11 protein-coding genes are annotated in these 14,558 nt (G+C 60.9%); 8 read left to right on the forward strand and 3 right to left on the reverse strand.

The window, feature by feature from the left end:
* Positions 1-39 precede the first annotated feature (39 nt).
* The gene (locus tag TU80_RS06430; protein WP_057004049.1) at positions 40-954 is read right to left on the reverse strand and encodes a LysR family transcriptional regulator; all 915 of its coding nucleotides are present in this window, start codon (positions 952-954) and stop codon (positions 40-42) included.
* Between the two features lie 269 nt (positions 955-1,223).
* Here TU80_RS06430 and TU80_RS06435 point away from each other — a divergent pair, with 269 nt between their 5' ends.
* From TU80_RS06435 to pgm, 4 genes are all read left to right on the forward strand, one after another.
* Complete coding sequence (locus tag TU80_RS06435; RefSeq protein ID WP_017845697.1) at positions 1,224-2,246, forward strand: zinc-dependent alcohol dehydrogenase family protein; 1,023 nt, start codon at positions 1,224-1,226, stop codon at positions 2,244-2,246.
* 705 nt (positions 2,247-2,951) lie between these two features.
* A complete protein-coding gene (locus tag TU80_RS06440) occupies positions 2,952-4,388 on the forward strand; it encodes a hypothetical protein (RefSeq protein WP_057004050.1) in 1,437 nt (478 codons plus the stop codon).
* 36 nt (positions 4,389-4,424) lie between these two features.
* Positions 4,425-5,831, forward strand: coding sequence for an aminotransferase-like domain-containing protein (locus tag TU80_RS06445; RefSeq protein ID WP_046383337.1), 1,407 nt, complete (start codon positions 4,425-4,427; stop codon positions 5,829-5,831).
* Positions 5,832-5,935: 104 nt separating this feature from the next.
* The gene (pgm, locus tag TU80_RS06450) at positions 5,936-7,582 is read left to right on the forward strand and encodes a phosphoglucomutase (alpha-D-glucose-1,6-bisphosphate-dependent) (protein WP_046484153.1); all 1,647 of its coding nucleotides are present in this window, start codon (positions 5,936-5,938) and stop codon (positions 7,580-7,582) included.
* 55 nt (positions 7,583-7,637) lie between these two features.
* Here the strand turns inward: pgm and TU80_RS06455 are convergent, their stop codons facing one another.
* Positions 7,638-8,333 (reverse strand): pirin family protein, encoded by a 696-nt coding sequence (locus TU80_RS06455; RefSeq protein ID WP_057004051.1) that lies wholly within the window; start codon positions 8,331-8,333, stop codon positions 7,638-7,640.
* A 218-nt stretch (positions 8,334-8,551) separates the two neighbouring features.
* On the opposite strand from TU80_RS06455, the gene TU80_RS06460 reads away from it, so the two are divergent.
* A complete protein-coding gene (locus TU80_RS06460) occupies positions 8,552-10,996 on the forward strand; it encodes a UvrD-helicase domain-containing protein (protein ID WP_057004052.1) in 2,445 nt (814 codons plus the stop codon).
* A gap of 92 nt (positions 10,997-11,088) precedes the next feature.
* Here TU80_RS06460 and TU80_RS06465 read toward each other — a convergent pair whose 3' ends face one another.
* The gene (locus TU80_RS06465) at positions 11,089-11,361 is read right to left on the reverse strand and encodes a DUF1652 domain-containing protein (RefSeq protein WP_017845703.1); all 273 of its coding nucleotides are present in this window, start codon (positions 11,359-11,361) and stop codon (positions 11,089-11,091) included.
* A gap of 257 nt (positions 11,362-11,618) precedes the next feature.
* On the opposite strand from TU80_RS06465, the gene TU80_RS06470 reads away from it, so the two are divergent.
* From TU80_RS06470 to TU80_RS06480, 3 genes are all read left to right on the forward strand, one after another.
* Positions 11,619-12,446 carry a helix-turn-helix transcriptional regulator gene (locus tag TU80_RS06470; protein ID WP_046383340.1) on the forward strand — a complete coding sequence of 276 codons (828 nt, stop codon included), beginning with the start codon at positions 11,619-11,621 and terminating at the stop codon, positions 12,444-12,446.
* Positions 12,447-12,528: 82 nt separating this feature from the next.
* A complete protein-coding gene (locus TU80_RS06475) occupies positions 12,529-12,957 on the forward strand; it encodes a hypothetical protein (RefSeq protein ID WP_057004053.1) in 429 nt (142 codons plus the stop codon).
* 168 nt (positions 12,958-13,125) lie between these two features.
* Positions 13,126-14,532: an NAD(P)/FAD-dependent oxidoreductase gene (locus tag TU80_RS06480; RefSeq protein WP_057004054.1), complete on the forward strand. Its 1,407-nt coding sequence runs from the start codon at positions 13,126-13,128 to the stop codon at positions 14,530-14,532.
* Positions 14,533-14,558 lie beyond the last annotated feature (26 nt).

A 14,558-nucleotide genomic window follows, 5' to 3' on the forward strand; every position in this document is an offset into this window, starting at 1 on the left:
GATGGCGGCTGGCTGCCTTGAAATGCGAACTGGTCGATCTCAAAGGCTATCCGGGTCCCCAAAAAACATCTGAATCCGCGATCGCAACCAACGCTCACCCGGATCATTGTCCTGCGAGCCCCGCCATGCCATGTGCAACTCGAACGAGCGCACCGGCAGTGGCGGATCCTCGGCTCGCAAGCCGCCCGCCGCGGTCAGGGCCTCGGCGGCGTAGTCCGGTACGATGGCGACGATGTCGGTCCCGGCAAGCAGGGTGCCCAGGCCGTTGAATTGCGGCACCGCCAACACCACATGGCGTTTGCGGTCGAGCTTTTCGAGTTCTTCGTCAATAAACCCACTCAAGTCCCCGGCAAACGACACCAGCGCATGAGGGCGGGCGCAGAAGTCGTCCAGGCTGAGGGCGCCGGGCACGCTGTCGGCGCGTAGCAGTTTCGGTAGGCTGCGGCGCAGTACCTTGCGCTTGGCGTTGGCCGGTAGCTCGGCGGTGTAGCTGACGCCGATGGAGATTTCGCCGGAGGCGAGCAGGCCGGGCATCAGGATGTAATTGACACGGCGCACGACGAGCACGATGCCGGGGGCTTCGGCGCGCAGGCGTTTGAGCAGTTGGGGGAGCAGGGCGAACTCGACGTCGTCCGACAGGCCGATGCGGAACACGGCGGTGCTGGTGGCCGGGTCGAATTCGGCGGCGCGGCTGACGGCGGTGGAAATCGAGTCCAGGGCCGGGGACAGCAGGGCGAAAATTTCCACGGCGCGGGCCGACGGCTCCATGCTGCGCCCGGTACGCACAAACAGAGGGTCATCGAAGAGACCGCGCAGGCGCGACAGTGCCGCGCTGATGGCCGGCTGGCCGAGGAACAATTTCTCGGCGGCACGGGTCACACTGCGCTCATGCATCAAGGTTTCGAATACGATCAAGAGGTTAAGGTCGACACGACGCAGGTCGTTACGGTTCATCTTGTGTCCTGGATGAGTCTGTAAACTTGACGAGAGCGGCCATACATGATCCCTATGATCTCCATGCTCGGAGCATGACCGGCATGAATCTTACGGGGAAAGGCTGGTACTCTGCACCGGCTAATTGAGTTTTCCTACGATAGTTGAGGTCTATTCCTCAGTCGCGGAATCAATGACAGACATGTCGACTATTAACGGCGACCGGTGGTCTTACCCGGAAAGCCCAGATAGAGTTCAGGGCAATAGAGGTTACTTTGACGAGGTTTGCGATGTCCCGCACGATCCGTTTTCACAAGTTTGGTCCGGCTGAGGTGCTCAAGTGCGAAGAGCATGCAGCCGCGCAGCCTGCACCGGGCGAAGTGCAGGTACGAGTCGAGGCAATTGGCATCAGTTGGTATGACATTTTGTGGCGCCAGAACCTGGCGTCTTCCCATGCACGTTTGCCGTCCGGCCTTGGCCATGAGATGGCCGGGGTGGTCGTAGCCCTGGGCGACGGCGTGGATGACTTGGCCGTGGGCGATAAAGTCGCCAGTTTTCCCGCCGAGAGCCCCAATGATTACCCGGTATATGGCGAACAAATCGTCCTGCCCCGTTCGGCGTTGACCCGTTATCCGGATGTCTTGAGCCCGATCGAAGCCAGCGTGCATTACACGCCGCTGTTGATTGCATATTTTGCATATGTGGACTTGGCGCGGGTCAAACCCGGCCAGTTTGCCTTGGTGACCGACGCCAGCCACTGCGCCGGCCCGTCCTTTGTGCAACTGGGCAAGGCCTTGGGTGTGCGTGTGATTGCCGCGACCAAGGACAGCGCGGAGCGCGAGTACCTGCTGTCCCTCGGGGCGGAAAAGGTCATCGTCACCGAAGAGCAGGACCTGCTCATGCAAATCAACAAGTTCACCGATAATCGCGGCGTTGACGTGGTGTTCGATGGCTTGGGCGGCCCGCAGATGTCGTTACTCGGTGATGTGTTGGCGCCGCGTGGCAGCCTGGTGCTGTATGGCCTGCAAGGTGGCAACCAGACGCCATTCCCGGCCTGTGCGGCGTTCCAGAAGAATATTCAGTTCTTTGTGCATTGCATCGGCAACTTCACCGGCAAACCGGAGCTGGGCATCGCCCAGGACCAAGTGGCATTGCAGCGCGCGTTGCGCGACATCAACCAGATGACCGCCGACCGTGTGCTGGTCCCGCTGAAAACCACTGTGTTTCCATTCAGTCAGTTCGTCGAAGCGCACCGCTACATGGACGAATGCCCGTGCCGTGAGCGCGTCGCATTGCAGGTTGAAGCTGTTTGAGCTGTAGGAGTATTCGCAAATGAATACTCCGGCGTCTGAACGGATGGGGCAAATGCGCCATTTGTCAGGGCTTAACCCTCGCGGCGTTTAAGCCGCCATCAGGGCGCCAGGCCCCGCAAAACACGAGCTTTCCCCCCGATGCCGCGCTGTATTCCAGCGCGGCATCTGTGTGTGCGCGTAATCAACGGCTTGCCCAATTGCCATCTGAACTGGTTTCTTGCGGCGTTCTGTATCTGTTAATCATTATGCCAGTGCCGATAATCGTGACTTCACTCTCATCTCAAGGATTGAGCAATGATTGAATGTCTGACGTTCCGGCCTGATACATATGAAATTAAATTATCGCGATGCTTGCCTGCGAGACAGGGTGCGGCTGTTGGGATAGGTAACTCCAATTTATTGAAGTTTGATTGGTTGAACTGGATCTTTTCTTTATGTCGGATGCATCCTTAGTTTCCTGCTTAAGCCGGTGTAGGGCATTGTCGGAACGGTCCTAGGGTAGCCAGGACGCCCTGGCGCAAGGGTCTCAAGGAGAGGCGGCGCGAAGGGCACACAATTGGCGTTCCCTGTCGAATTGTTACGGCGTGCTAAGGTTTATTTATCGTTACGCCACGCGGTGTGACGACATTCCTACGCATCTAATGGGTCGAGCAAATAACCTCGGCAGTTACTTGGAACTGATATTTCAACTCAGGTAGTAGAACTATGAGCGCAATTCACGAACAAGCCATGAACTATGTTTATCAGCAAGTTCTGCAACGTTTGGTCGGGCACTTCACGCGCGCCGAACGTACTGCACTTCAATTATTGATTCAGCGAATTGTCGTGGCTGCCGGCGGCATGGAACAAGTGGGCGATTACAAAGTGTTGGTTGCCCATGGGGGCGGCGAAGTCAGCAGCTATACCCTGGCACTGCTGCGTGCGGCGCAACTGACTATCGCGGGCCGCGCGCCCAGGACTTTCAACTTGCGTGTGGCGACGCTCCGACATGCCGGCATGACCCAGGCCACGCTGGATAGCCTGCAGCATGGCTACAGCACACTGTTTTTCCACGACGACCCGCGGGTCGAGCTGCTGATGGTGGAAAACCAGGTAGTGCAGCCGTTCAACCACCAGCGCCCGGCCTCAGGTGCGGGCCGGGAGGTCAGCCAGCGCAATATGCTGATGGTGGGGCACCTGACCTCCGGGGATATTCGCGCGACGTTGTGTAACGATACTTACCTGTCCCTGGGGGATTTCTACCAGCGTGTCACCACCTGGAACGGAGGGGTGCATGCGCTGGTCAGCGGTGATTCGCCGCGCAAGCAGAGCCAGTACCTGGCGTGGTTGAAAAAGGCGGCCCAAGCGGCCGGCGTCAGCACTGCGCCGGGCAAGCCGGCCTCGCTCACCGGGTTGTTCGCGCGCATGGAGGAGTGGAGCAACGGCTGTTATCAAGACCTCTATGGCGAGCAATACGTTGCCCATGAGAGCCCCGGCCGGGGTGGGCACCGCCATTTGGCCTACATTGGTATCGCCGACCTGCTTAATAACGTCGACGTTGCTTCAACCCCTCTGCTCAGCGACTTCCTGGGCTACGTCCCCGATCCGTTTGGTTTTCACTTCAGTCATCCGGCCTACCCCAACCCGCTGCTGATGGCTCACCTGCGCGGGGTGCAGGCCCAGTGCCTGCGCGAGCTGTCCTACGAGGACGGCGTGGCGGGTTTTCTGCGCCAGGCGATGGACTACCTGTGTCGCCGGCAAATTCCTGAACATTTGATCGCAGAGGCCTGCGGTGGGGAAGGGCGTGTGCAGTCGACGGCCTACGCCCAAGAGTTCTTTGGCCTGGAGGAGGCCCAGTTGACCTGTTTGTTGTTCTCGCCCTTCACCCATCATGGTGAGCGGCTGGAGGGTTACCTGCGTCAATGCCACCCCGGCATGCTGGTGGCACTCCCCGAGTTGCACAAGGTGCTCCAGGGCAAGCCGGCTGCCGACATGCTGCAGCAATGGGCGATCGACACCAGCGGCTTGCCGCTGCCTCTGCTCCAGCACCTTTACCGCAAGCGCCCGTTGGCGGTTGAACAGGGCGCCGATGCGCGCAAGCGCCGGGCCGCACGCCTGCAGACCAACGCCGAGGCGCGGGCGTTTCAGTTGTTCGGGCGCTAGGCGGGTGCGTCGGTGTGTGCGTCCAGGTAGACAGTCATGAACCTGCGAGGTGAGCGGCAGGCGGATTTCGCCTACCAGGCGGTGTACCGCTACATGATCAACCTGATCAACGAAGTCAGCCTGGACATGCCCGTCAAACTGCCTTCTTTGCGGCAGTTGGCGACGCGCCTGAATGTGTCGATCTCGACGATTCAATACGCGTACTCCCTGCTGGAAAAGGAAGGGCGGGTGTATTCGGTGGCCAAATCGGGTTATTTCGCCTGGCCCGTGGCAGCCAATCCGCTGATGGCGGCGGGCGCCGATCTATTGGAGCGCCTGTATGCGGCGGCGCGGCGGCCCGGAATGGTGGTACTCAGCGGCGATGAACCGGCGCTGCTGGGAGCGCTGGACGGCGCATTGCTGATGCTCGAACGCCAACTGGTGCGCCGCCACCCACGCCAGCTGCAACCCTGGTCGCAGCCTTGCGGCGTCTGGGAGCTGCGCGCCGCGTTGGCGGCGCGTTACACCTCATCGCCGACCCGCTGCTGGCAGGCCGATGACGTCTACATCGGTGCCGATCTGCGCGGTGTATTGGAAATACTCATTGATGTACTGGGTCTCAAGGGCGCCGCGGTATTGGTCGAGTCCCCCTGCGACTGGTTAATACTGCGCCTGCTGCAGGCTGCCGGCGTGCGCGTCATTGAGTTGCCCTGGCAGGTCGACGGTCGCCTGGACCTGGCGCGGCTCGAACACCTGTTGCGCCATGAGCCCGTCCACTTGGTGCTGCTGTCGTCGGTGGTGGGCATGCCGTCGGGCAACGTCATGCTCAACTATGAGCGCTTGCGGGTGGCTCAGTTGCTCGAAGAATATGGCTGCTGGCTGCTGGAGAATGACACCTTTGGCGAGTTGGGTTTTGCGCAGAACCACACGGCGCTGCGCAATCAGGTCAACCCCGAACGGCTGATTGTATTTTCGTCGTTCGAAAAAGTACTCGGCCCGGAAGCACCGTTCGGCTATGTACTGTCACGCCACCTGAGCAGTGAGCTGCAGCGCCAGTTCCTGCTGCGTTCGTTTCGCCTGTCGTCGATCCGCCAACGCGCAATTGCCCACCTGTATCAAAGCGGGCGGCTGGACCAGCACCTGCAGACGTTGCGCCAGCGCCTGCGTGAACAGGCCGACGCCATGAGCCAGCGCCTGGATCAGCGCCTGGCAGGGCGGGTGACTTACCGCATGCCGCTGGCCGGGGCGAGTTTCTGGCTGCACGCGTCGGCGCCGGTGGACATGCGCCAGGTGTTCCAGCGCCTGCTGGCGCAACAGGTGGTGATTGCCCCGGGGGAATTGTTCAGCCTCAGTGGCTTGCATCATCAGCAACTACGGCTGAGCCATGCGTTCAACGGGCACCCGAACCTGGACGCGGCATTGGATGCGCTGGCGCAGGCCTTGTTGCAGGCGCAGAGCGCCTAACGTGTGAAAAATCTCTTGCTGGCGTGGGATCTATAACATCGCGCGGCAGTCCAACTCTCAGTAAACTGTCATTTTTTCCGAATCCTTCTTTCCGAGGTTTATGCATGACAATCAGTCCTTTTGCGGGCAAACCGGCGCCAGCCCAGTTGCTGGTAGATATCCCGCGACTGGTTACGGCCTATTACACCGGTCAGCCTGATGCAGCGATCTCCACCCAGCGCGTCGCGTTCGGGACTTCCGGGCACCGGGGCAGCTCGTTCGAACTGAGCTTCAACGAATGGCATGTGCTCGCCATCAGCCAGGCCATCTGCCTGTACCGCGAAGCCCAAGGTATCGACGGGCCGTTGTTCGTCGGCCTCGACACCCATGCATTGTCGACGCCTGCGGGGGCCAGCGCGCTGGAAGTCCTGGCGGCCAACGGTGTGCATGTGATGCTCGCCGAGGGCGATGAATACACGCCGACCCCAGCCATTTCCCACGCCATCATCTGCTATAACCGCGGTCGCACCAGCGGCCTGGCCGACGGCATTGTCATCACGCCGTCCCACAACCCGCCGCAAAGCGGCGGCTACAAGTACAACCCGCCCAACGGCGGTCCGGCCGATACCCACGTCACCAAATGGATCGAGGCCAAGGCCAACGAGCTGCTGGCCAATCGGCTGGCCGGGGTCAAACGCATCACCCACGCCCAAGCGCTCAAAGCCGACACCACCCATCGCCATGACTACCTCAACAGCTACGTGGCCGACCTGATCAATGTGATCGACATGGACGCCATTCGCAGCGCCGACCTGCGTTTGGGCGTCGATCCGCTGGGCGGCGCCGGGGTGCGCTACTGGTCGGCGATTGCCGAGCACTACCGCTTGAACCTGGACGTGGTCAACACCGAAGTCGATCCGACCTTCCGCTTCATGAGCGTCGACTGGGATGGCCAGATCCGCATGGACCCGTCGTCCAGCTACGCCATGCAGGGCTTGATCGGACTCAAGGAGCGTTTCGACGTGGCCTTCGCCTGCGACCCGGACCACGATCGCCACGGCATTGTCACCCCGTCCGGCGGCCTGTTGGCGCCGAACAATTACCTGGCCGTGTCCATCGACTACCTGTTCCAGAACCGTCCCGGCTGGCGCGCCGATGCGGCCGTGGGCAAGACCGTGGTCAGCAGCGGCTTGATCGATCGCGTCGCGGCGCGCATCGGACGGCGCCTGTACGAAGTGCCGGTCGGCTTCAAGTGGTTTGCCGACGGTCTGTTCGACGGTTCGCTGGGTTTTGGCGGTGAGGAAAGCGCCGGCGCTTCGTTCCTGCGCAAGGACGGCACCGTGTGGAGCACCGACAAGGACGGTTTGATCCCGGCGCTGCTCGCGGCAGAAATGACCTCGCGCAAAGGCCAGGACCCCAGCCAGATCTACCGTGGCCTGACCGACGCTCTGGGCGAACCGTTCGCGATTCGCGTCGACGCCAAGGCCACCCCGGCGCAGAAGGCGTTGCTGGGCAAACTGTCGCCGGAGCAGGTGACGTCCACCGAATTGGCCGGGGAGCGCATCCAGCAGATCCTCAGCCATGCGCCGGGCAACAACCAGGCGATCGGCGGTTTGAAAGTCATGACCGAAAACGGCTGGTTCGCCGCACGGCCATCGGGCACCGAGGACATCTACAAGATCTACGCCGAGAGCTTCATCGGTGAAGATCACCTCAAGCAACTGGTGCAAGAGGCGCAGGTACTGGTTGACGGTGCAATCAGCGCTGGCTGACACGCCTCAGTCAATATAGGCGCGGGTCAGCCCGCGCCTACATTTCGCCTCGAGATCAGGCCAGGTCGACCAGCACGATCTCGCTGTCTTCTATCGCGGTCACGCGCAACAGCTGTTCATCTTCCACCGCGACACCGTCTCGCGCGTGCGCGCGCAAGCCATTGACCTCAATCACCCCCGTCGCCGGCACCAGGTAGGCGCGACGCCCGCTGTCCAGGCGGTATTCGGCAGTTTCCCCGGCTTTCAGGTTGGCCGCCACCAGGCGCGCATCCGCACGAATGCGCAGGCTCTCGCTGTCACCGGCCTTGCCGCTGGCCAGGGTCACAAACCCTTCGCGGTCACCTTTCGGAAACGGCTTGGCGCCCCATGACGGCGGCAGGCCGGCTTCGTTGGGGATGATCCATATCTGGAAAATCTTGGTGGGGGTGGCTTCCAGGTTGTATTCGCTGTGGGCAATCCCGGTGCCGGCGCTCATGACCTGCACGTCACCCGCCTCGGTGCGGCCCTTGTTGCCGAGGTTGTCGGCATGGCTGATGGCACCTTCGCGCACATAGGTGATGATTTCCATGTCGCGATGCGGGTGCTGGGGAAACCCGGTGCCGGGCGCGATGATGTCGTCGTTCCAGACCCGCAGGTTGCCCCAGTGCATGCGCTGGGGATCGTGGTACTCAGCGAATGAAAAGTGATGATGGGCGTCAAGCCAGCCATGATGGGCGCCGCCCAGGGCGGTGAAAGGTCGTAATTCGAGCATGATCGTCTCCAGTTGATGGGGTCATCATCCAACAGTGCATGATCGATAAAAAGCGTAAAAAATGCCTTATTCCTATCGATCAATTGGATTGGTTTCGGATGTTTTGACTTTCACTTCATCGCCTAACTGCATGACGGCAAAGCAATTGGCTGGAACTGCGCGGCGATTCCGGCGACCATGGCGCACTCGTCAACACCCAGCACATCGCAGGAGTCCGCGTGCCGCAGCAACAGCCTGATCTGCCCCCTGAATTGCGCCCCCTGGCCGAAATGCCATGGTTGAAACGGCTCGCCGCCCGCTTGTTCGGGCATGGCTTGACCCGCTTGCGCGCACAACACCGGTTTTCCTGGCTGCATGGGCAGGCCGACGGTTTTCGCAGTGGGCACGAGGCGGGTGTGGAGTACGGCTATCGCGAGGGCAAGGCCGACGGCATCGAAGAAGGCCGGCAGGTCCTGCTGATTCGCGACTTCCGCCCGGAAGAACACCGTGCGCCGGGGGTGGATGACAACCTGTTCGATGATTGGCGGCTGCCCCTCACGGCCGATCTGAAAAAACGCATCAAGGCCGATGTGGCACGCTTGCTGCCGGCTCACGCGCAGCCCAGCGCCGCGCAATGGAAGATGATCTTCAGCGACACGCCGTCCACCTCGGTGATCGCCGGTGCCGGTGCGGGCAAATCCACCTCGCTGGTGTTGCGTATCCTGCTGCTCACCCATTACCTGGGTTTCGAGCTGAGCTCGATGACCGTGGTGACGTTCACCCGTGAGTCGCGCAAGGACTTCATCAACAAGCTCATGGAAGTGCTCAGCTTATGGGGGCAACCTCTTGATATCAAAGAAGCCCAGGCCGTGGTGCGGACCTTTCACTCGCGCATCCTGCCGATGGTGCGCAGCCTGCCGGGCTTCGAGCGGCTGCAGGCGTTCGAGAACCTCAGTGCGGGCTTCGAGGACGCAGACAGCAACCCGTTCGACCTGCGCCTCAACGAGGCGCAACGCCAGCAGATGAACGCCTGCTACCACCGGCTGTACGGCCAGCACACGCGCTTTCGCGAACTGATTGCACCGCTGGCGCGCCATGGTTTGCAGCTCAAGGAGCTGGAGCGTGATCACCCGGACGTGCAGAAGCGCATGGCCGTGACAGAACTGGCCGCCAAGCGCGATGAAGAGCTGTGTGACGTGATTGAAGACCTGTGGTTTCGCGCGGGCGCCTGGCCGATCAAAGGGATCGAGCCGAGTCGCCAGACCGTGGAGATCAATGGCGCGCAATTCCATTGCCATGGCTATATTCCCGAGCTGGATGCCTGGGTCGTGCTGGGCTTCGATTCGCGGGAAAACGCCCAGCTCAGCCGCCCCAATGCCAAGCTGTCGGTGCGTGCGGAATGGGCGGTCAAGCGCACCCTGTTTCAAGCATTCTGCCGTAAGCCTTTGATATGGCTGGATAGTTATGAGTCATCCAAGCGTCTTTTAAGCAGCCTGGCCGGTGATGCCAGTGCGGGGCCGGGGTTCGATTACAAGGTCAAAGGCGAGCTGGCGTCGGCGCCGTTGCTGGACTGTTTTGTCATGGCCGCAGGTTTCATCGAGAACCTCGGTCTGGACGTGCCCAGTGCCGTGGGCCAGATGAGTTTCGCCAAAGACGATCCGGACCGCGCCTTCTTCGAGGCCTTGAGCATTTTCTGGAAAGCCCTGGAAGACCATCTGCTCGACCAGTCGCCGCCGATCATGACCTACAACCGCATGTTCTCGCTGTTTGGCGAAAACACCCCGGAAAACCTCAAGCTGCTCAGCGACCCTCTGTTGCGGCCGCTGTCACACCTGATGATCGACGAGTTCCAGGACGTCTCGCCGCAGATCGTCTCCTGGCTGCGCGCCAGCCTGCGTGAAATCCGCAGCCGTGGGCCAGCCATGCATGTAGGACGTGGCGCCCAGCATTCGTCACTGCTGTGCGTAGGGGATGACTGGCAGTCGATCTATGGCTGGCGCGGCAGTTCGCCGAAGTACTTCATGCAGTTCAACCAGGAATTCCCGGCACCGAGTACCACCCGCGTCATGCTCGGCGAGAACTATCGCAGCCATCAGCACATCATCGATGCCGCCGAACACATTGTGCGCGCCGCGCCGGCGATCCCCGGCAAGAAGGCCAAAGCCAGCGGCATACCCAAGGCGTTGGTGCCCGTTACGGTACTGGAACGCGACGATGCGGCCTTGGGCCGGCGCCTGCAGGAGCACTATCAGAAGGGCGATTCGGTGTTAATGCTGTATCGAAAAAGTAGCGATAAGTTATTGATTAATGAGCATATTCAATCTGTAGTTAATGTGGATTCTAGCTTGCCGCCCGCGGCGCGCAGGCTCAAGCAATTGACCTATCACAGCGCCAAAGGCCTGCAGGCGGATGCGGTGTTCCTGCTTGGGGATTGCCAGCATGTCACCCGTTCGCCGTACAAGAACCAGGTGTACCGCATGGCGGGCCTGGGCAAGGCCGGCGACACCGAACCCTACGACAACGCGCAAAAAGACGAAGTGCTGCGCCTGGCGTATGTCGGCATTACCCGCGCGGTCAGCCATTGCTACTGGTATGTGGAAAAACCCGAGGGCCAGGCCGTGAATGTGCCGAAGGCCTCGGAGCGGGTCGACGCCAGGAAAGCGTTCTTTGACGATCAGCGCTAAGCACTGTCTGGCACAGGCCCTATGTAGGGGCTTGCCCGCAATAGCGGTGCATCAGTCGATAGACCGCTCGACTGGCGCACCGCTGGTCGTGTTCAAGCCCTTAACAAATGTGGCGGCACAAAACACTCCAGCTCCGCTTCCACCGCTTCGATGATGCGCTCTACATCGGTAGCATTCATCACGGTGGCGCAGGGGATGCCAGCGATGGCGATCAGCGTCTCGCCGCTGGCGCGGTCGAACAGACGCGCGACCATACTGCCGGGAGCGTCCATGCTCCCTTCGAAGCCCATGGGATGGAAATGCCAGCGCATCAGCTGGCAGGCGTTGGGGAATGTCACTTTGTTCATGTTGCCCACCTTGTTCATTGAGCGCTTCCTTTAGCTCGCGGCAGGGGGCCATGACCGTCACTGGTCACAGCGAGTGAGAGTGTAAAAATAGCATTCGTTCATAAATGCAAGGGCAGTTTTTTCTCCCCGTTCGGCGGTTCTTTTCCTATAGCTTGACGTGTGTCATGTCTTGCTAAAGGCTGGGCAAAAGGCCATTAGTCAGAAGTTGCCGTCGGCCATTGATGGCAGCGCTGAAATTCGGCAACCTCCACCTTTTACCCGTCGTAGAGCCATGCATGCCCCACACCGCCGCGGACGATGATTGCCAGCACACCCACGCCACGCGCGAGCTAGTGACGCGCCACCACCTGTGCTGGCGTCATCGCGACCTGGATGGCGTGATGTCTTACTACCATCCGCACATCCAGTACCACGACTTCTTCCAGAACCGCGTCGTCGGCTACGCCGAACTGCGCGAGTACCTGCAAGCCAGCATGCCGCGCGGGCCCGACGAGGCCATCGAGCACATGGACCGCATTCGCGCCGATGGCGACACCGCGTTCATCCAGTACCGCATCACCCTGCGCGGCGGGCAGGGCCTGGTGTCGTTCCGTACCAGTGAGGCCATCACCGTGCGCGACGGGCTGATCTGGCGGGTCAACGAATATGCGTCACTGGTGCATGAGCACAGCCCCCAAACCACGCGCCCGAGCGTCAGCCGCCTGGGCCTGTCGCCCCAGCAACTAGGGCATATGGCCAACGACCTGCAGCACTACTTCCAGCAGCAACAACCCTACCTGGACCCGGAGTTGGACCTGCAACGGGTTGCCAAGGAGTGCGGTTACAGTCGCAATCAGATTTCCTACTTGCTCAATCAAGTCCTCGGGCAAACCTTCTATCGCTATGTCAATCAGGCTCGGCTCGTGCATTTGCTGGCTGCGCTGGATAAAGCCAGGCCGCCCATACGCGTGGACGACTTGGCCTATGCGGCGGGGTTCAATTCGTTATCGGCGTTTTATAGCGCTTTTCGCCAGCACACCGGCCTGACGCCGAAGGCTTACATTAAAGGGCGCTTTGAGGGCGAGTCGGCTAGATCAACTGGCAATAAAAAAGATGTGGGTTAAACCTGTCATGTTCGACAGGTTTTTCATTCGCGGATTCGTAGTGTAATGCCCAGGCATCTTTTCTTTCAGTTGGAGTGTCGCTATGTCTAAGCACAATAAATCCGCGCACCCGAACGGTCCAGAGAGTGAAGGCCGCATGGACGGAATCATTAACATCGACGGAACGGGTCACACCTTTCAAGCGGACCGTGTGTCTATGGATGAGCAAGACGGTGCGCTGAGATTTTTCGGTGCCCGAACCGTTGACGAGAACCCGGATAAATTCGAAGCGGTTCAAGTGCAACTCACACCGCCCACCATTTCGACGGGTACATACCACGTGGGCGGGGAGAGTGTTAAAGATGTTATTTACGTCGACCATCAAACCGGTAACAGCTATACAGCTGACAAAGGCGAGGTGTCGCTCACCAGGAGCATCCCCCTTAAACAGTTATTCGGGGTAGTGAGTTGTGAGTTCAGTGTTGGCGGTCGAACGACTATCGTAAACGTCCAGTACTCCTTCAAGGGGTAGAATAAATAGTCGGCCCCGCAGCCTCTGCCCGCGTCGGTTAGCGCCAATCATTCGGCGTTGACGGGGCAGCAGGTCGCGCCAACATTTCCCTGCGTGCACGCGCGCAAGACAGCCCCTGACATCCCACTCTAGGATCCAGCCTATCGAAACGAGGTAGGGGAACCTGGCATGTCGGCATGGCGCACTATCAGTTTATGGATGGACCAGTTGGACGACCCGCTGCTGGCGCGGCCGTCTCTGGAGCACGACCTGGACGTCAACGTGGCCATCATCGGCGCCGGTTACACCGGTCTGTGGACCGCGTATTACCTCAAGCGCCAGGCGCCCGAGCTGAACATTGCCATCATCGAGGCGCAAACCGCCGGTTTCGGCGCGTCCGGGCGCAATGGCGGCTGGTTGATGGGCAACCTGTTGGGGGAAGACCGTTTACTCGCCGGCCTCACGCCCGAGCAGCGGCGTGCTTCGTTTGACCTGCTGCACGGCATTCCCGACGAAGTGGCGCAGGTGCTGGCCCGCGAAGGCATCGACTGCGACTACCGCAAGGGCGGCGCCCTGTACTGCGCCGCGCGTTACCCCGAGCAGGAAAGCAGCCTGCGCCTTTATCTGGACAAGCTCTACGCCCAAGGCCTCACCGAGGCCAACTACCGCTGGCTGAACCCGCAACAACTGGCTGAGCAACTGCGAATCGCCAAGCCCTTTGGCGCGGTTTATGCGCCCCATGTGGCGACGATCAACCCAGCCAAGTTGGTCCGCGGCCTGGCGCGGGTGGTGGAACGCATGGGCGTCAAGATCTACGAAAACTCGCCCGTTACCCATTGGCAGTCCGGCCGCCTGCGCACTGCAAAAGCCGGCGTGCGTGCCGCCTGGGTGGTGCCGGCCGTGGAGGGCTACGCGACCACCTTGGCGCCGTTGGGTCGCTACCAACTGCCGGTGCAAAGCCTGATCGTCGCCACCGAGCCATTACCCGCCAGCACCTGGGACGAAATCGGCCTGAGGCATGGCCAGGCCTTCGGCGAAAGCAGCCGCCAGGTCACCTATGGCCAGCGCTCGGCCGACAACCGTCTGGTGTTCGGTGCCCGTGGCGGTTATCAGTTTGCTGGCAAATTGCGCCACGACTTCGATTTGACCGACAGCGAAGTGGCGCTGCGTCGCTACCTGTTCGGCGAGCTGTTCCCACAGTTGAAAAACGTGCGGATTACCCACTCCTGGGGCGGCAACCTCGGCATGTCGCGCCAGTTCCGACCACACATGCTCTGCCATCACGCCACCGGCATCGCACTGTCCGGCGGCTACGGCGGGGAGGGCGTCGGTGCCACCAACCTGGGCGGCCGCACCCTGGCCGACCTGATCCTGGGCCAGGAGACGCCGTTGACCCATCAACCCTGGGTGATCCGCGAGCGTGGCTTGGAGGCGCTCAAGGCCTGGGAGCCGGAGCCGTGCCGCTGGCTGGGCTACAACGCGATCATTCGCAGTTTTGTCCATGAGGACCAGGTATTGGCCAACCCCAATACCGCGCCCTGGCGCCGCAAGTTGGCGATCGGCGTGGCCGGGTTCATGGAAAGTTTCATGCACTGAGCCGTTCCACTCACACAGGTAGCCCC

This window comes from Pseudomonas veronii (assembly GCF_001439695.1).
Taxonomy (GTDB): Bacteria; Pseudomonadota; Gammaproteobacteria; order Pseudomonadales; family Pseudomonadaceae; genus Aquipseudomonas; species Aquipseudomonas veronii.